This is a genomic window from Halomonas sp. BLK-85, from assembly GCF_044792155.1.
Classification (GTDB): Bacteria; Pseudomonadota; Gammaproteobacteria; order Pseudomonadales; family Halomonadaceae; genus Vreelandella.
The window spans coordinates 1998293-2015306 of sequence record NZ_CP087731.1; the positions used below are offsets into that span (position 1 = coordinate 1998293).

The window sequence follows — 17014 nt, forward strand, 5'->3', positions numbered from 1 at the left end:
GATATTAACGGCGCAGAATCACCAGCCAGCGCCCCAGATTGAGAATACTCGCCAGGGAGGCCGCCACATAGGTAAACGCGCAGGCAGTCAGCACATGACGGGCACCCTGCATATCCTTGGGGGGCACATAGTCTTTCAGAATCGGCAAGGCACGATTGAAGCTGGCATCAAACTCCACCGGCAGAGTGACCAGGTGCACCACCGCCGCCGTGCCAAAGCTGATCACCGCCATGATAATCACCAGTGCAAGGCCACCCGGAAGGCGGGTCAGCACAAACAGGAAAGGGGCTGCCATCATCAAGAGGGCACCGATCTTTTCCGCCTTTTGCGCCAGCAGCACCAGGCGTGAGCGCGCCAGTAGCGGCGTGTAGCCCTGATGATGCTGCAAGGCATGGCCCACTTCATGGGCGGCCACAGTCACCGCCGTCAAGGTGCGCCCGTCATGGTTATCCGCCGACAGACGAACCGTGCGGGCTTCCGGATCGTAATGGTCGCCGTATTCAGTGCGCTCCACCTTCACCCCTTCGACGTTAAAGCGGCGAAGCAGATGCTCAGCCAGCTCTGCGCCTGTTCCCGGGTAATCATCGCGCCCGCGGGCATGGCGTTTGAGCACCCATTTGGCCCACAGGTTGGGCAGCACGAAAATGGCCAGAACAAAGGCGATCAGCAGGATAATCATGATGCCACCCGCTCAATTCGGGTATGCCAGTCAGCACCTTCAATATCTACAACACGATAGCCAGGACGCGCAGCCTCATCCACGGCAAACGCCCTGGCATGCGGCAGAAACTGATCAGCCGTGGCGGGGCTACCGTAAATACTGACGCTGAAGCCGTTCAACGCCTTTTCCTCTGCGTAGGCCTGATGGGCATGGCCAAACAGCACTACTTTGACCTGCGGGTAGCGGCCAATCAGCTGCCAGAAAGCGTCTTTGTCTTCCAGGCCGATGGCATCCATCCAGGCAGCACCTACTTCAACCGGCGGATGGTGCATGGCTATCAGCGTTGGCGCCGTCTGGCGATCAAGCTGGGTTGCCAATGCCGCCAGTTTATCGCTTCCCAAGGCACCGCCCGGCGCGCCAGGCACCTGAGTATCCAACAACAGTAGCCGCCACTCATTCAGCATCAGCGCCTCTGCCAGCGGATGAACCGCTTCCATCATGGGGCGCTGATCATGGTTACCCGGCAGCCAATGCCAGGGACAAGCCAGACGATTGAGCTGTTCAACTGCCAATGCGTAGGCCTGTGCCGAATCATCCTGGCTGATATCGCCGGTCACGATGACCAGGTCAGGCGCTTCCTGCTTGATAGCGTCCATAACCGCCAGGAACTGACGATAGGGAACCCCAGACCGGGAAAGGGCCTGAGGGTCAGCATGCAGATGCAGGTCAGTCAGTTGTACAAGACGCATTGGTGATGCTCCTCAAGGCACTTCGTGAAGGTATTCACTGTGCCCATGGGCCAGGCCGTGCGCCAGCCATTCGCCCAGAAACCGGTTGAGCTGAAGCTTTTCATCCGGCTGGTGCATACGCGGATTCGGGTAACGGTAGCGGCCATGGAAGTGCCTTTCACGCTGAAAGTGGGTTACTTCCGCCATGCGCACATCATGGTATAGGTGGACGCGCATCTTGGGGGTTTCCAGCAGATGGTCCATCAGGCCCGTCTGGGAAACGTGCACCATGGTGGTATAAGGCGCATTTTCATGGATATAAAGATGCAGGGCGTTGTCGCCCTGTTCCCCTAGCTGAATGGCGCGACGCTGGCCTTGCTCCATATCACCCACCAGCCGAATCAGACGCAGATAATTTGCGCTGCATTCACCTTGCAGGGATTTCAGATCAGTGACATAAGCATTTCGAACCATTGCGGGCTCCAGTTCTTGTTACATTCAGTCTTCAACACGCGTTCTAAAGACCGACCCTTGGATATGGACGTTTGATACGAGCTTGAAACATACTTGAAAAATACTTGAAACTTACCTGCAGTCGTCAGTTTTTAGCCTGTTTTGGCTTTAATGTTCAAACAAGGATTTCAACGAAAGCGCGGCGTATTATCCGGCAGGGCACGCAGCGACGCTCGCTCGCGTGCCAACCAGTGCATGCCGATCAGGCTCATGGCGTTATCGAGCCGCCCCTGCATCATCATTTCCCAGGCATCATTAAAGCTGACGACATGCACCCGGATGTCTTCGTGTTCATCTTCCAGGCCGTGGATGCCGCCCATTCCCTGGCTATCAATCAAGCCGCAAAACAGCGTAACGCGTTCATCGCAGGCGCCAGGGCTTGGGTAGTAAGTATGCAGGTGCTTGAGCTCGGCGACCCGACAGCCTGCCTCTTCCTGAGCCTCACGGCGGGCCACGTCCTCAAGCGTCTCGCCCTCTTCCACCAGGCCTGCGACAAACTCAAGCTTCCATGGCGTTAGAGGATCATCTACCGCTCCTGCCCTGAATTGCTCGACAAATACCAGCGCATCGCCAACCACATCGTAAAGCAGCACCCCCACCGCATCCTTGCGCATGTGGACTTCCCGGCGCATGGGCTCGCTCCAGCCGCCCTCAAACAGGCGATGACGCAGGGTAATGGCTTCCAGGCGGAAAAAGCCTTGCTGCAGCACATCCCGGGAAATCAGCTCAACATCCTCACCGGTAAACGCAGGTGACGCTGATGAAGGTGAATCTGGTGCAGGGGACTCGGCGCCCATGGGTCACTCCCGATAAAAAACGTTATCCCATTATCGGGAGTTGTTATCGGGAATGCCAATTTACCTGCAGCAAGCAGCGACTATCGCCTTGCAAGGCAGACGCTATCACGCCGGCAGTGATAATTTCCTGCGTGCTGTGACCGTTGATCAGGACGACAGCTGATCGAGTAGTTGTTGCGCGTCTTGACGCAATGCCGCATCTGACGCTTCACGCCCTTGACGTACATCCCCCTCCAGCGCGCGCTGAGCATGCTCACGGGCTGCCTGGGTGTTGCCTTCCTCGGCCAGAAACGCGGCATAGTAATAATTGACATCGACACCCGCCGGACGAATTTCCAGGGCACGCTGAAACATCTGCTCCGCCCTGTCGCTATCACCAAAGCCGATCAGACCACCCGGCACACGGTCATAAAGCGCCCCCAGAGTCACATAGGCTGACCCTTGAAGACCTTCAGGGTCGATGGTAATAGCCCGCTCCAACACATTCCGGGCGGCCTTGGCATCGCCCAGCGCACCCAGACCGCCACGTTCCCGCGCATAGGCGGCCAGCACTATCCCCTGCCAGACCAGCACATCGGCCTCATCGGCATGCTGCCCGGCCAGGGCTTCGGCCTCCCCTGCCAACGCTTGCAAAGCGTCTTCACGCTGGTTGGCAGGCATTTGTGTCACTGTGTTTTCCCAACGGTTCTGCAATGAGAAAAGCGCGTCCTGGTAAGCGCCGGCTGATAACGAAGTAACGCAAACAGCGGTACTCAACAGCGTCTTGCTAATTCTTTTTTTGGATACTTGCATGGGCGACTCCCAATGAATACTGGTTGGAATTGTTATTGCATTGCACGGCTGGCTAAAGCTGACTTCGCCAACAGCCCTCTAATGTAACGAACGTTTGAATGATACGCCAACCGGAATACTACTATTGTGTTGACTGGCGTCCCCGTAATTGCCTGGCGGTTAGGGATTTAACGCAGTGAGTAGCGTATGCTGGAAGACCCCCTATCGAGATAAGCCACAACATCGCAACATGGAGCAGCGCATCCGATGAAAGGCAGGAATATGACCCGCTGGCGCGACCCGGCAAAAGACCCGCGCCAGGCGCCGAAAAGCAACCTCATCACGCCGGCAGGTGCTCAACGGCTGCGCGGCATCCTGGATCATCTTGTGCGCGTCAAGCGTCCGGCACTATCTGCCAAGGTCGGCGAAGCGGCCGCTCTGGGCGACCGTTCGGAAAACGCTGATTACACCTATAACAAAAAAGAGCTGAACCGGGTGATTGCGCGGATTGGCTATCTGACCAAGCGCCTTGACGAACTTCAGGTGGTTGATCGCTTGCCGGCCAACACTGACAAGGTATTCTTCGGTGCATTTGTGGAGCTGGAAGACGAGGATGGCAAGGAAATCGCCATACGCATCGTCGGTCATGATGAAATAGACACCCAACAGCGCTGGATCAGCGTTGACGCCCCCTTGGCCAAAGCATTACTGGGTAAAGAGCTGGATGATGAGGTCAGTGTCAAGACACCCGGTGGAGAAACCACCTACCTGATTACCTCTATTCATTACCGTACACCTGCTCGATAAACTTTAAAGCGGCGGTTGTCTGCAAGAACTTCAAAACTGCCAAAGGTGGCTTCCAGGTGATCTGCATAGGGTAAGAAGGCATTGGCCACCAGAATCAGCTGCCCTCCTCGGGCCAGGTGCGCTGGGGCCTCACGTATCAGTTGACCAGCTGCCCCGTAATGAATATCCCGCTCCTGATGGAACGGCGGGTTACTGACAATCAGATCAAACTGTTCATCGCCCAAAGCTGAATACACATCACTGGCCAGTACGCGGGCCGTCAACTGGTTCGCGGCCAGTGTTCGACGACAGGCTTCTACGGCGAATGCATTGATATCGACGGCGGACACGTCCTGGCTGCGCTGAGCCAGCCAGGTGCTGATAATGCCATCACCGCAACCGATATCCAGGCATCTTCGCAGCGTGCCGGGCAATTTGTTTTCCTGCAGCGCGCGTTCCAGCGTATCCAGCAAAAGCGCGGTGCCTTCATCCAGCTTGCCATGGCCAAAGACCCCAGGGTGGCTATGCAGCTGCATACCGCGCAGGTTAAAGGCTTGCCACGCAGCAGCGCTGGCAGTGGGCAAGGCCTGAGTCTGGGTGGCAAACAGGGAACAACGCCGCGCGTTATCCAGCTTGTCACATCGCAGACCTAACGCCTCCAGCACCTTGGGCACGCGCTTGATCCCACCGTTATGTTCCCCGACGATCTCCAGCGGCGTACCCGGCGGCAACTGCTCACACAGCCAGGTTAACCACCAGATACCCAGCTGATGGGTTTTTGGCCAGAACAGTACCCAACCTGAAGGCAATGTCATATCGCCATCGTCCATGGGCGAAAACGCACTAATCCCGCGCTGCCGGTAGGCTTGCAGAATACTGTGATCGGCGCTTGCCACGCCTTCCACCTGATCCGCCAGCCAGTCATCCACGGGGGGTGCGACGGCAACCGCAGGCGCGTTGGCGCCAGACGATGGGTGGAAACGTTGCAGTAACTGGCAGGCGGGTGTCCGTGCCTTCATGGTGTTTTCTCTGTGCGGGTGATCATTGAGTATAGCGTGCGTTCAGCTCGCCTTGACCAAGGTATAGAGCAGGTAGCGCCCCAGGCGCCAATGAGGTTCTCTGCGACAAAACTGTTTTTCCAGCGCTATTAAGCGTTCCAGTTCGCCAACCCCCTGAGGGGGCTGGCGCAGGTAGTCCTGAAAAATACGAATGCCGGCGACCTGCTGGATTTTCAGCCCGTGTTCCTGGCTCCACGCCTCTATCTGGGCGTGAGTCAACGGAGAGATCGGTGTCAACCGCTGGCCTAGGCCCAAACCCTCCAATCGATCCTCCTGGGCTTTTTGCAGATTGCCTTTGAGCACGTTGGAAAAACGTAGTGCATCTCGGTTGAAAACCATCAAACTGAGCTCTCCACCCGGCGCCAGCAGCTCGCTTAGTTGTCTCAGCCCCTGACGGGGATTACCCAACCATTCCAGCACCGCATGGCATACAATCAGCCGCCAGGGACCTGGCAATGCATCAGACAAGTGTTGTAGCGCCAGCGGATAGCAGCGCACACGTTCAGCCAGTTCAGGTCTGGATTGCAGCGCCTTTTCAGCGTGCTTCAGCATATCGCTGGAAGGCTCCGTCAGATTGACCTGAAAACCACGTTGCGCAAACCATAGTGCCTGCTGGCCAAGTCCACCGCCTACATCCAGAACGGTGGAGGTGCTCGCAAGACGCTGAGGGGCATCTGCCTGCAAAGACGCCAACATATCAGGCAGCAAGGCATCCAGAAGCGCCAGGCGTAGCTCCCCACGCGGGGCATTATAAAGTGATCGGGAAAACTTGTCGGCCAGACCATCAAAGTAACGGTCACCGTCGGATGACAGTTCAAGCGCGTTTGCAGAAGGCTTCACACAGACACCCAGTAGGCATGTAAAAGCGTTTATTCTACGCGGTTTGATAAGATAATTTAATGCTTAACACACTGGCCTACACCTACACAGCCAGGCAGTTCGCTGATCACGCATTCGGGTCTGTTGACGCGGACAGAGGGGAAGGCCCGTTCAGGCAACGCACTGGCAAGCATAGGCAAAAACTATCAGAACAGTGCTTATTTGCAAATTGAAACTATAGGGAGCATGCTTTATAAAATGTACATCAAAAAAAGAATATAGTTAATACCGAATTGACGACGTAAGCTTGGCTGAGTCAGCTCAGTGCATGAAATTGTCATCAGAATTCGCTTAACATCACCCTTACGCCTGAGGCGCGATGGTGAATACAATGATGATCCCTTTATTACAGGGAAAGATAACAGACGTTATCTATAGCAATACACAGAGTGGAGGCTACGAATGAGCGACAACGCAGGTAAATGCCCCGTCATGCACGGCGGCAACACAAACGCTGATGCATCCAAGGAATGGTGGCCAGAAGCGCTGAATCTGGACATTCTTCACCAGCACGATAGCAAGTCCAACCCGATGGGCGAAGACTATGACTACCGTGAAGAAGTCAAGAAACTTGACTTTGAGGCCATCAAGAAAGATATGCATGCCCTGATGACCGATAGTCAGGACTGGTGGCCGGCCGATTGGGGTCATTATGGCGGCCTGATGATTCGTCTGGCCTGGCACGCCGCAGGTACTTACCGTATCGCTGATGGTCGTGGTGGCGGTGGTGCCGGTAGCCAGCGTTTTGCCCCGCTCAACAGCTGGCCGGATAACACCAATCTGGACAAGGCGCGTCGCCTGCTGTGGCCGATCAAAAAGAAGTACGGTAACAAGGTCAGCTGGGCGGATCTCTTTATTCTGGCAGGTACAGCCGCCTATGAATCCATGGGTCTGCCGGCCTACGGGTTCTCCTTCGGCCGTGAAGATATCTGGCATCCCGAGAAGGACATTTATTGGGGCGCTGAGAAAGAATGGCTGGCCCCGTCTGATGAGCGTTATGCAGACGTTGATCAGCCAGAGACCATGGAAAATCCGCTGGCCGCTGTGCAGATGGGCCTGATCTACGTTAACCCCGAAGGTGTTAACGGCAACCCGGACCCACTCAAGACAGCCGAGCAGGTACGCGTTACCTTCGCCCGTATGGCGATGAACGACGAGGAAACCGCTGCGCTGACCGCGGGCGGCCACACCGTGGGCAAATGCCACGGTAATGGCGATGCGGCCAATCTCGGCCCAGAACCGGAAGCCGCAGACGTACACGAACAGGGGCTCGGCTGGAACAACCAGGTAACCCGTGGCGTCGGCCGAGATACCGTCACCAGCGGTATTGAGGGTGCCTGGACCACTAATCCTACCCAGTGGGATAACGGCTACTTCCACTTGCTGCTCAACTATGAGTGGGAGCTCAAGAAAAGCCCGGCCGGTGCCTGGCAGTGGGAACCGATTGACATCAAGGAAGAAGACAAGCCCGTTGATGTAGAAGACCCGTCCATTCGCCTCAACCCCATCATGACCGATGCGGACATGGCAATGAAGATGGACCCGGAGTACCGCAAGATCTCCGAGCGTTTCTACAAAGATCCGGCCTACTTCTCCGATGTGTTTGCCCGTGCCTGGTTCAAGCTGACCCACCGTGATATGGGTCCAAAAGACCGGTACATCGGTCCGGATGCACCTCAGGAAGATCTTATCTGGCAGGATCCCGTGCCGGCTGGCAGCACCGATTACAACGTCGAAGCTGTCAAGCAGATGATCGCTGACAGTGGCCTGAGCATTAATGAAATGGTCAGCACCGCCTGGGATAGCGCTCGCACCTTCCGTGGTTCTGACATGCGCGGAGGCGCCAACGGCGCGCGCATTCGTCTCGCCCCGCAGAAAGACTGGGAAGGTAACGAGCCGGCGCGTCTTGCCAAGGTGTTGGGCGTCTACGAGAAGATCTCTGCTGAAAGCGGCGCCAGCATTGCTGACGTGATCGTGCTCGGCGGCAGCGTCGGTATCGAGCATGCAGCCAAGGCGGCGGGGTATGATGTCCTCGTGCCCTTCACCCCGGGTCGTGGCGACGCAACCGACGAAATGACGGATGCCGATTCCTTCGCGCCGCTGGAGCCGCTGTGTGATGGCTTCCGCAATTGGCAAAAGAAGGATTACATTGTCAAACCCGAGGAGATGCTGCTTGACCGGGCACAGCTGCAAGGCCTGACAGCACCGGAAATGACCGTGCTGATGGGCGGCATGCGCGCCCTCGACAGCAACTATGGCGGCAGTCAGGATGGTGTCTTTACCGACCGTCCTGGGCAGTTGACCAATGACTTCTTCGTCAACCTGACCGACATGGGCAACCGTTGGGTACCGGTCAGCAACAACCACTACGAGATTCGCGACCGCAAGACCGATAGCGTCAAGTGGACAGCCTCTCGCGTGGACCTGGTATTCGGAACCAATTCGGTTCTGCGCTCCTACGCAGAAGTCTATGCACAGGACGACAATCAGGAGAAGTTCGTCAAGGACTTCGTTGCCGCCTGGACCAAGGTGATGAACGCTGACCGCTTCGACCTGGAAAAATTCAAGCAAGCGTAATGCACTCGCCGCACAACAGGGCCGGATTTATTCGGCCCTGATCCAGAAACGCTCGGGCTAATCACCCGAGCGTTTTTTTATGCCTGTGTGGCTGTTTTATGCCACGGCCAGATAAATAACCATGATTCAGATCACCGCGGAACAGTCCTGAAAACGCTCCTTGCGATACTCCCCGATTGCGAGGACCTCACGAAAATACCTCGCTGCCTGCCACACATCTTCACAGCCCAGGCACAGGGGCGTAAAACCAAACCGCATCAGGCCAGTTCACGGTAGTCACCTATCGCACCTCGGGCGATCAATGCCTGGACCACCGCGTAGCCATTGTCAGGATACATAAGCGCTACCTGGCTGCCGCGCTTAGCCTTCAAGAGCATAACGTCGTCAATACCATAGGTATGCAGCGCATATTCCAACAAGTGCCGAAATAGCTCTGTGATAGCCAGGCTTTTATCAAGCAGCGCCTGCATATCCACGTCTTGCCAGATATCCTGCGATGCCTCAATAGCGGCATACACCAGCGCCGAATGCGTACCGGTGCGGGGGTAATCCGGTGGCAGGCGCATAATCTCCTTCAAACGCAAAGGGCGCGGCATGACCGTGCCAACCGGCCTGCGGCTGCCAGCTCTGGTTCTTAGCGTCTTCAGCCACATACACAAAGGCGGGCGCCCCCGGCCCGCCATTAAGATATCTATTGGTACAACCCACCGCAAAGCGAACGCCGCATTGGTTAAGCACCACAGGCAAGGCTTCGGCGGGATGGGGCCAGATCACAGATAACCTCGGCCCCATGCTGATGGATAAGCGCTGTGGTCGACGCCATATCACGCAGCCAGCCGCTAGACCTAGTTAAGCGCCACAATGGACACTGCGTCGTTGAGATAATCCGCTAGTTCAGCCTCTGGTGGCAAAACGCGATGTTCAGAACCGGCAAAATGGCAGAAACCCTCGGTAATATAACCATCAGCCGGGAAGTTACGCCCCTCGCTTAAAATAAGCCGACGCGCCCTACTCTGGGCCTGGCTGGCATAGCCCAACAGTTTATACAGATTAAGGGTAATCCTATCGGTGACCAGCACCTCATGGCTCTGGGCACCTATCAGCGGCGCCAGCTTTTTCCCCAGGCGTTCAGGCGCATCAAACCAGCCCTGGTTCCACCCCTTGATCAACTCATCGCGCCATTGATCCATTATCTTTGCCACATACTGGCACGCCTTGAGCGGCTGCGCGCCCAGGGAATTACCATCGGGATAGAGGGTGTTTGCGGGTAGTGAAAACTGCGCCTTGAACCCAGTCAATGGTTCCTGGCGATCCATTGCGCGAACATCATCAAGGCTGATCGATATGGCCATTCCCTATCGTTGTATCGGTGACTTAAAGCCTGTTGTCAAAAGCACCTCATCATCAGGAGTGCGAAAACTCGGCGCGCCCGGCGATCAAGGGGTCAGCGGCACCGATGTTATTGATGTCCTAGCCTTCATAGTCAAACGCATTGAGCACGTAACGCATGGCGTTCAGGCGGGCGCGCTTTTTGCAGTCTGACTTGATCACCACCCAGGGGCACTCGGAATTATCCGTGTGAAAGAACATGGCTTCCTTGGCAACGGTGTAATCTTCCCACTTTTCCAACGACGCCAGATCAATTGGGCTGAGTTTCCAGCGCTTGAGCGGATGCAGTTCACGCTCCTTGAAACGGCGCAGCTGCTCTTCACGGCTGACCGAAAACCAGAACTTGATCAGGTGCAGGCCGCTGCCCACCAGGTTACGCTCAAGCTCCGGTGCCTGACGCAAGAAATCCTGATACTGCTGCTCAGAACAAAATCCCATGACCCGCTCAACGCCCGCCCGGTTGTACCAGGAACGGTCAAATAGCACCAGTTCACCCTGGGTGGGCAGGTGCTTGATATAACGCTGGAAATACCACTGACCCTGTTCGGTTTCCGTCGGCTTCTCAAGCGCCACGACCCGAGAGCCGCGCGGGTTCAGGTGTTCCATAAAGCGCTTGATAGTACCGCCCTTGCCTGCCGCATCACGTCCTTCAAACATAATGACAACTCGCTGACCGGTACTTCTGATCCAGGCCTACAGCTTCAGCAACTCAACTTGCAGATAATACTTCTGTTTTTCATAGGATTTACGGGTCAGGCGATTCTTGTAGGGGTAAGCCGCCGTTCGCCAGTCTTCAACCAGCGCCTCATCCTTGGAAACAACACGGCCTTTTTCAAACTGCTTCCAGTTGATCAGGGCTTTCTTCAGTTCCGCAACATCATCCAGCGAGGCACCATCGATAATATCCGCCACGGCCTTTAGAGTTTCTTCATGCGGCTCAGGCAAAGGGCCTTTCAGCCCCAGAATATCGGCAATCGCCGCCGCCTGGGCTTCCTGGGCACCACGCGTCTTCTGCATAACGCTGAATTCGTCCACTAACGCCGCCTTCGCAGCTGCGTTTTGTGTTGTGTCTTTGGTCTTGTTGGCAAGTGTCATAGCGCTTCCTTGTCGTCGGATCGTTCAACGCGAATCAACCCCTTGCTCACATCATACCCCGCCACTCACATGGCAAGGTTGATATGTATCAAGTCGCATTAAGGTGTGGCAACCAAGAAATCGAACGAACCTGGCTGAAAACTCAAGCCCAGTCGTTACACTGACCAGTATTCTTGCATTCCCCAGCCTGTCATCTGTTAGAGTACCGCCGAAATAAATTGCTGCAATTCAGGCGTTTGAGGGTTACGAAACAATTCACTGGGGGCACCTTCTTCGTGAATGCGGCCTTGATGCATGAATACCACACGATCAGCAACGTCTCGGGCAAAGCTCATTTCATGGGTGACCAGAATCAGTGTCATTCCTTCTGCTGCCAATGCCTCAAGTACACGCAGCACCTCCCCCACCAACTCTGGATCAAGTGCTGATGTCACCTCATCACAGAGCATCACTTTAGGACGCATCGCCAATGCCCTGGCAATGGCAACCCGCTGCTGTTGCCCTCCGGAAAGCTGAGCAGGGTATACATCGTATTTATCAGATAAACCTACTTTTTCCAGCACCTCACGGGCAATTTTCTCAACCTCAGCTTTCTCCTCACCACGTACGACAATGGGGGCCAGGCACACGTTTTCCCCCACCGATTTATGCGGGAAAAGGTTAAAGCTTTGAAATACCATGCCAACATTTTCACTGAGTTCTCTAGGCGACATTGATGCAGCATCAAGCTGCTTGTCAGCAATGGTAATCTGGCCACTATCGTGTATTTCCAGCTGATTCAGGCAGCGCAGCAAGGTGCTTTTACCCGAACCGCTGCGACCAATAATCGCCAACACTTCGCCTTGCGCGACCGAAAGGCTGATACCTTTAAGCACTTCCAGCTTGCCAAAGGCTTTATGCAAGTTATCAACGTAGACCAGCGTCATAGAGCTTCTTCTCCAGATAGCGCGCGTAGCAGGAAAGGGGGTAACACAGCCCAAAATAAAGCAGTGCCACAAGGGCAAAGATGGTGAAAGGTTCAAAGGTGGCATTATTTAGCATGGTGCCTGCCTTGGTCAGCTCGACAAAGCCAATGATCGAGGCCAGTGCAGTGCCTTTGATGACCTGTACCGAAAAACCTACCGTGGGTGGAATCGAGAGGCGCAGTGCCTGAGGCAAAATCACATGACGCATGGACTGAAAGTAGTTCATCCCCAACACCCGAGCCGCATGCCACTGTCCTTTGGCAACCGCCTCCAGGCAACCACGCCAGATATCGCAAAGAAACGCGCTGGTAAACAGCGTGAGGGCGATAGAAGCAGCCAGCCAAGCAGAAATCGGATATCCCATGGCAGCAGCACCAAAGAAAATCAAAAACAGCTGCATCAACAGTGGTGTTCCTTGGAAAAGATCAACATAGAGCGAGGTTAAACGCTGCAGCCAATGGTTGCTGGAGAGACGCATGAAGGTCAACGCAAGCCCTACCACTGCCCCGCCGGCAAAGGCAATCAATGAGAGCGCTACCGTCCAGCGTGCTGCCAATAAAAGGTTGCGCAAGATATCCCAGAAGCTGAAATCAATCATCGTTGCTCTCCTTGCTGATAGGCAAATATCCGCTTACCTATCAACATAAAGCTGCGCCGCATGCCAAAGGCGAGCAGCAAATACAGCAGGGTAATCAACAGATAAACTTCAAAACTGCGGAAGTTGCGCGACTGGATAAAGTTAGCCGCGTAGGTCAGGTCAAATACCGAAATCTGCGATACCACCGCTGAACCCAGCATCACGATAATCGACTGACTGATTAGCGCCGGATAAACCCGAGCAAATGCAGGTACCAGTACCACATGGCGATAATTTTGGAGCGTCGTCATGCCCAATGCGCGTCCTGCTTCCAACTGTCCTTTGGCCGTTGCATTGATACCGGCACGCAGAATTTCCGCGCTATAGGCGGCCAGGTTCAAGGTCATGGCAATAAATGCCGCGGTAAGCGCATCAATCTTGATACCAAGCCCTGGCAACCCGAAAAAAATAAAGAAAAGCTGCACAATAAAAGGCGTGTTGCGGGTCACTTCGACGTAGCTGCCCAACCCCCATCGCACCCAAGGCTGCGCATTAACCCGAAGATAGGCCACAGCTACTGCCAGTGCTAACCCTGTCAAGGTGGTCACCACGGTCAGCATGACCGTGGTGGAAAGACCTTTAAGGAGATCACTGACATAGGGCAACAAAGTGAGGAAGTCGAGTGTTGGCCCCATGATGAACCTCAGCTACCAAAGTTTTCTGGCAAATCAGCATTAAACCAGCGCTGGGACAGCTCATTCAGGGTGCCATCCTCAAGGGCTTGCTCAATCAGGCGATTAACTTCGGCCATCAGGGCTGGCTCATCTTTGTTCATGCCCACATAGCAGGGTGAATCCTTTAGCTGGTATATCAGCGAAGGCGCACGATCACTATTACGTTCAGCAATCTCAGCGGCTACCACGTTACCAGTTGCCACGTAATCGACCTGCCCGGAAAGAAATGCCGAAATAGTGGTGGCGTTGTCTTCAAAGCGCTGTACTGTCGTCGAGTCTGGCGCAATGTCAGAAAGCTCCATGTCTTCTACTGCACCACGTGTTACCCCGATGGTTTTATCGGCCAGCCCATCCGGACTATCGATACTTTCATCCGCATCGGCGCTAAAAACGCCCAAGAAAAACGGTGCATAAGCATCAGAAAAATCAATAGCAGCTTCACGCTCAGGATTCTTTCCCAGACTTGAGATTACCAAATCCGCCTGGCCTGTCTGTAAATAGGGTATACGGTTAGCACTGGTAACTGGGATCAGCTCTAACTCAACGCCCAATTCGTCGGCAAGGTACTGGGCCATATCAATATCATAGCCGCGAGGTTCTAGATCAGTACCGACTGAACCGAAAGGCGGAAAGTCTTGTGGTACAGCAATACGAATAGTGTCTCGTGCTTCAATCTCTTCCAGAGCATCTGCGTGGACACTTGGAGAGGTCGACATCGTCCCGAGGGCTACTACCGCACTTAGCCCTGTCGCTAACAACTGGGTCTGTACGCTCTTGAAGCGGCGGATAAATGAGTGATTAATACGCTGCGCTATAGATTTCATGGTGTTCTCCTGACCAGGACAACCTGGCCCCTGGCAAAGGCATGTTGTTAAGTGATCAGCCGTGGCGGCATGAGCAAGCAATGGAGCGAATGAAAGCTTTGTTTCATAAATTCCAAAAAAGAAACTTTCGTTTCACTTGATCACTTAGAAGCAAGCGCGATACCACAAGAAGCTAAATTTTTTTATAACAGTAGCTTAAGAGACACGGGAAGTGACGACTCGGCCAGCGCAGAGCTTAAAGAGGGCTTAGCAGATGTGTGAAACAAGATGAATGCAATGCTTTGGTGCACGTTTAACCCATTTAACGGGGAGATGCACCATGCCTGGATGGAGTGATCTTACCCAGCAAAAGTGGACACTGGTTTAAGCGATCATTCGGGCTTCAAATGCCTCTGGGCTGATCATCCCAATAGCACTGTGCCGCCGTTGCTTGTTGTAGTCCAGTTCGATGTATTCAAACACCTGTCTTCTCATCACGTCTCGTGTTTTAAACTGCTCTCCGTGAATTGCTTCCACCTTAAGACTGTGGAAGAAGCTTTCTGCACAAGCATTATCATAACAGTTGCCTTTAGCGCTCATGCTGCACTTGAGCTCATGCCGCATCAGCAGTGATTGATAAAGCATGGAACAGTACTGACTGCCTCGATCAGAGTGGACAATCACGCCTTTGGGCATTTTGCGTTTCCATAACGCCATCTGCAGGGCATCACAAACGAGGTCGGCCGTCATACGTTCGCTCATTGCCCAACCAACCACTTTACGAGAGTAAAGATCAATGAGCACGGCCAGGTAAAGCCAGCCCTCGCCCGTCGCTAAATATGTGATGTCACCCACCCACTTTTGATTGGGAGCTGATGCCATGAAGTTTTGCTCTAGTAGATTTGGCGCCACTGGCAGCGAATGCCGAGAGTTCGTGGTGGCCTTGAACTTGCGGGCTGCTTTAGCCCGTAAGCCTTGGCGCTGTAAGCTGGCAGCCACCGTCTTACGATTGATTGGCATTCCATCATCTCGCAGGTCTAGCGTTAATCTCGGCGCGCCTGAGCGTCCCTTACGTTGGTGATAAGCCTTGGCCACGCGCTGATCGATAATGGCTTGCTGGCTGCGTTTTGGAGAAGAGGCCCCCTCGCGCTGCCGCCAAGCGTAGTAGCCGCTTCGAGCGATCCCAACAACATGGCACATACGTTGAACGCTGAAAGCCTGACGATGACGATGGATAAAGGCGTACTTCACTTCAGGCTCTTCGCAAAGTACACCGCGGCCTTTTTTGTGATGGCCAGCTCCTCATTGGCTTCGGCTAACTGTCGCTTCAGGCGAGCGTTTTCTTCTGCCAGTGACCGCTCTCGCTCCGACGTATCTTGTTGTTGCTGAACTTTAGAACGCCACTGATAAAGCTGACTCGCATGTATGCCCAGTTCACGAGCCGCTGCAGCGACGCCTATGCGATCAGCAAGCGCTAACGCTTCTTGCCGATAGGCATCTGAATAACGGGTATAAGATTTTTTCTTCATTGATGTCGTCGATCTTGCCATAGTTCACCTCATCGTAGCGTATAACATTCTTGAGGTGTCTACTATTACTGGGCAAGATCAGAGAACTACTCAGCGCTCAAATCAACATCAATTGAAGAGGTCTCTAGTTCACTGAGATCGGCATAAATTTCACTGATTGCGCTAATCCGCTCTCTGCCTTGCGACAAATGCCAGTGCAGCACGCTGTTGGCAAGCAGGCAGATTAGGCTGTTGGCCGCTGCGTAGCTATCAAATGCAGAGAGGCTTTCCAGTGGTATATCCACAAACCAGTTTACTTGAGCAGTAAAGTTAACCGCTGTCGGATCGGCCACCAAGGCTATTTTGGCAGGCGAGTGCTCTAGGGCATTTACCAGCGTTGGAAACGCCGCTGGCCGTCGGCGAAACCCAAACAGTACAACCAGATCCTGTTCACCAAGATCCACTATTTCTTCAGCGATTGACTGATTGGGTTGAGGAATCAGCCGAACCTCGGAACGCACCTGTATCAACTGCTGGCGCAAATGCAACGCCAGTGGGTAGCTGTTGCGAAACCCGATCACCAGTACCTGTCGCGCGTTACCAATATGTTGCACGAGGTCATCAAGATTATCGGCAGACATGCTGTTAAAGCCACGTTGCAGGTTTTCCTTTTCACGTGACACATGCCGCTGAAACGAACCCAAAGCGTCTTCTTGCATGGCATCAGGATCAATGACTAATGGCACACCCAGGTTTCGAAGCTGGCGCGCGTGGTCTTTGACTGTGCGGTAGCTATCAAAACCCAGGCGTTTGAAAAGACGGCTGACCGTCGATTTGGACACTCCGGTTAAACGAGCCAGATCCGCCGCGCTGAATACCGCAAGGTCATCAAAGTGATCGAGTATGAAGCTCGCTACTCGCTGTTCTTGAGCACTGAGAGTCCCAAACTTGGCGGTAATCCGCTCTCCAATATGCGGCGTCATAGCATCCTGACCAGGTCATTTTTGAAAGACGAATTAACGTCAAGTGTTGGCGTTGGGTATAGAAAAGCCTGCAAACCAGTTCACTCACATAGCAGGTTGTGAATTCTTTCATATTGAATCCAGCAACGGGTCTGATAGTCAAGCTTGACCAGACTAACACCCAAGTAAAATCAAAAGACAACTTCTTACC

19 protein-coding genes are annotated in these 17014 nt (G+C 54.2%); 2 read left to right on the forward strand and 17 right to left on the reverse strand.

Annotated elements, in window-relative coordinates; translation table 11 throughout:
- Positions 1-4: 4 nt before the first annotated feature.
- The 5 genes from LL947_RS09010 to LL947_RS09030 form a co-directional block, all read right to left on the reverse strand.
- A complete protein-coding gene (locus LL947_RS09010; protein ID WP_499832975.1) occupies positions 5-679 on the reverse strand; it encodes a zinc metallopeptidase in 675 nt (224 codons plus the stop codon).
- The gene (locus tag LL947_RS09015) at positions 676-1410 is read right to left on the reverse strand and encodes a metallophosphoesterase (protein WP_499832976.1); all 735 of its coding nucleotides are present in this window, start codon (positions 1408-1410) and stop codon (positions 676-678) included. The genes LL947_RS09010 and LL947_RS09015 overlap by 4 nt, the downstream gene beginning before the upstream one ends.
- Positions 1411-1422: 12 nt before the next feature.
- On the reverse strand, positions 1423-1863 hold the full coding sequence (locus LL947_RS09020) for a DUF1249 domain-containing protein (protein WP_499832977.1): 441 nt from the start codon (positions 1861-1863) through the stop codon (positions 1423-1425).
- A 167-nt stretch (positions 1864-2030) separates the two neighbouring features.
- A complete protein-coding gene (locus LL947_RS09025) occupies positions 2031-2699 on the reverse strand; it encodes an NUDIX domain-containing protein (RefSeq protein WP_290823492.1) in 669 nt (222 codons plus the stop codon).
- A 147-nt stretch (positions 2700-2846) separates the two neighbouring features.
- Positions 2847-3491 carry a TRAP transporter TatT component family protein gene (locus tag LL947_RS09030; RefSeq protein WP_290823491.1) on the reverse strand — a complete coding sequence of 215 codons (645 nt, stop codon included), beginning with the start codon at positions 3489-3491 and terminating at the stop codon, positions 2847-2849.
- 246 nt (positions 3492-3737) lie between these two features.
- Between LL947_RS09030 and greB the strand changes: the two genes are divergently transcribed.
- Positions 3738-4277 carry a transcription elongation factor GreB gene (gene greB, locus LL947_RS09035; RefSeq protein ID WP_290823490.1) on the forward strand — a complete coding sequence of 180 codons (540 nt, stop codon included), beginning with the start codon at positions 3738-3740 and terminating at the stop codon, positions 4275-4277.
- On the opposite strand, the gene LL947_RS09040 is transcribed toward greB, so the two are convergent.
- Positions 4256-5275, reverse strand: coding sequence for a methyltransferase (locus LL947_RS09040; RefSeq protein ID WP_499832978.1), 1020 nt, complete (start codon positions 5273-5275; stop codon positions 4256-4258). The genes greB and LL947_RS09040 overlap by 22 nt on opposite strands.
- 42 nt (positions 5276-5317) lie before the next feature.
- Positions 5318-6154, reverse strand: coding sequence for a methyltransferase domain-containing protein (locus LL947_RS09045; RefSeq protein ID WP_499832979.1), 837 nt, complete (start codon positions 6152-6154; stop codon positions 5318-5320).
- Between the two features lie 441 nt (positions 6155-6595).
- Here LL947_RS09045 and katG point away from each other — a divergent pair, with 441 nt between their 5' ends.
- Positions 6596-8770: a catalase/peroxidase HPI gene (gene katG, locus LL947_RS09050; RefSeq protein WP_290823487.1), complete on the forward strand. Its 2175-nt coding sequence runs from the start codon at positions 6596-6598 to the stop codon at positions 8768-8770.
- Positions 8771-9027: 257 nt separating this feature from the next.
- On the opposite strand, the gene LL947_RS09055 is transcribed toward katG, so the two are convergent.
- From LL947_RS09055 to LL947_RS09100, 10 genes are all read right to left on the reverse strand, one after another.
- On the reverse strand, positions 9028-9336 hold the full coding sequence (locus LL947_RS09055; RefSeq protein WP_499832980.1) for a kynureninase/PvdN C-terminal domain-containing protein: 309 nt from the start codon (positions 9334-9336) through the stop codon (positions 9028-9030).
- Positions 9337-9615: 279 nt separating this feature from the next.
- Positions 9616-10122, reverse strand: a complete 507-nt coding sequence (locus tag LL947_RS09060) for a hypothetical protein (RefSeq protein ID WP_499832981.1) — start codon at positions 10120-10122, stop codon at positions 9616-9618.
- Between the two features lie 118 nt (positions 10123-10240).
- Complete coding sequence (gene ppk2, locus LL947_RS09065) at positions 10241-10846, reverse strand: polyphosphate kinase 2 (RefSeq protein WP_499834403.1); 606 nt, start codon at positions 10844-10846, stop codon at positions 10241-10243.
- 6 nt (positions 10847-10852) lie between these two features.
- Positions 10853-11254, reverse strand: coding sequence for a hypothetical protein (locus LL947_RS09070; RefSeq protein WP_499832982.1), 402 nt, complete (start codon positions 11252-11254; stop codon positions 10853-10855).
- A gap of 197 nt (positions 11255-11451) precedes the next feature.
- Positions 11452-12180 (reverse strand): amino acid ABC transporter ATP-binding protein, encoded by a 729-nt coding sequence (locus LL947_RS09075; RefSeq protein ID WP_499832983.1) that lies wholly within the window; start codon positions 12178-12180, stop codon positions 11452-11454.
- On the reverse strand, positions 12161-12817 hold the full coding sequence (locus LL947_RS09080; protein WP_499832984.1) for an amino acid ABC transporter permease: 657 nt from the start codon (positions 12815-12817) through the stop codon (positions 12161-12163). Before LL947_RS09080 ends, LL947_RS09075 begins: the two co-directional genes overlap by 20 nt.
- On the reverse strand, positions 12814-13491 hold the full coding sequence (locus LL947_RS09085; RefSeq protein WP_499832985.1) for an amino acid ABC transporter permease: 678 nt from the start codon (positions 13489-13491) through the stop codon (positions 12814-12816). Before LL947_RS09085 ends, LL947_RS09080 begins: the two co-directional genes overlap by 4 nt.
- Positions 13492-13499: 8 nt before the next feature.
- Positions 13500-14354: a transporter substrate-binding domain-containing protein gene (locus LL947_RS09090; RefSeq protein WP_499832986.1), complete on the reverse strand. Its 855-nt coding sequence runs from the start codon at positions 14352-14354 to the stop codon at positions 13500-13502.
- Positions 14355-14717: 363 nt separating this feature from the next.
- Positions 14718-15883, reverse strand: a protein-coding gene (locus LL947_RS09095) for an IS3 family transposase (protein WP_499832987.1) whose coding sequence is annotated in 2 segments (ribosomal slippage) — positions 14718-15622 and positions 15622-15883 — 1167 coding nt in all. Because the reading frame shifts where the segments join, the coding sequence is not laid out codon by codon here.
- A 65-nt stretch (positions 15884-15948) separates the two neighbouring features.
- The gene (locus LL947_RS09100; protein ID WP_499832988.1) at positions 15949-16824 is read right to left on the reverse strand and encodes a MurR/RpiR family transcriptional regulator; all 876 of its coding nucleotides are present in this window, start codon (positions 16822-16824) and stop codon (positions 15949-15951) included.
- Positions 16825-17014 lie beyond the last annotated feature (190 nt).

What these genes read in the sequence shown, in the direction of transcription:
- LL947_RS09010 (WP_499832975.1), bottom strand. Translation starts at nt 679, where the DNA reads ATGATTATCCTGCTGATCGCCTTTGTTCTGGCCATTTTCGTGCTGCCC.
- LL947_RS09015 (WP_499832976.1), bottom strand. Translation starts at nt 1,410, where the DNA reads ATGCGTCTTGTACAACTGACTGACCTGCATCTGCATGCTGACCCTCAG.
- LL947_RS09020 (WP_499832977.1), bottom strand. Translation starts at nt 1,863, where the DNA reads ATGGTTCGAAATGCTTATGTCACTGATCTGAAATCCCTGCAAGGTGAA.
- LL947_RS09025 (WP_290823492.1), bottom strand. Translation starts at nt 2,699, where the DNA reads ATGGGCGCCGAGTCCCCTGCACCAGATTCACCTTCATCAGCGTCACCT.
- LL947_RS09030 (WP_290823491.1), bottom strand. Translation starts at nt 3,491, where the DNA reads ATGCAAGTATCCAAAAAAAGAATTAGCAAGACGCTGTTGAGTACCGCT.
- greB (WP_290823490.1), top strand. Translation starts at nt 3,738, where the DNA reads ATGAAAGGCAGGAATATGACCCGCTGGCGCGACCCGGCAAAAGACCCG.
- LL947_RS09040 (WP_499832978.1), bottom strand. Translation starts at nt 5,275, where the DNA reads ATGAAGGCACGGACACCCGCCTGCCAGTTACTGCAACGTTTCCACCCA.
- katG (WP_290823487.1), top strand. Translation starts at nt 6,596, where the DNA reads ATGAGCGACAACGCAGGTAAATGCCCCGTCATGCACGGCGGCAACACA.
- LL947_RS09055 (WP_499832980.1), bottom strand. Translation starts at nt 9,336, where the DNA reads ATGCGCCTGCCACCGGATTACCCCCGCACCGGTACGCATTCGGCGCTG.
- LL947_RS09060 (WP_499832981.1), bottom strand. Translation starts at nt 10,122, where the DNA reads ATGGCCATATCGATCAGCCTTGATGATGTTCGCGCAATGGATCGCCAG.
- LL947_RS09070 (WP_499832982.1), bottom strand. Translation starts at nt 11,254, where the DNA reads ATGACACTTGCCAACAAGACCAAAGACACAACACAAAACGCAGCTGCG.
- LL947_RS09075 (WP_499832983.1), bottom strand. Translation starts at nt 12,180, where the DNA reads ATGACGCTGGTCTACGTTGATAACTTGCATAAAGCCTTTGGCAAGCTG.
- LL947_RS09080 (WP_499832984.1), bottom strand. Translation starts at nt 12,817, where the DNA reads ATGATTGATTTCAGCTTCTGGGATATCTTGCGCAACCTTTTATTGGCA.
- LL947_RS09085 (WP_499832985.1), bottom strand. Translation starts at nt 13,491, where the DNA reads ATGGGGCCAACACTCGACTTCCTCACTTTGTTGCCCTATGTCAGTGAT.
- LL947_RS09090 (WP_499832986.1), bottom strand. Translation starts at nt 14,354, where the DNA reads ATGAAATCTATAGCGCAGCGTATTAATCACTCATTTATCCGCCGCTTC.
- LL947_RS09100 (WP_499832988.1), bottom strand. Translation starts at nt 16,824, where the DNA reads ATGACGCCGCATATTGGAGAGCGGATTACCGCCAAGTTTGGGACTCTC.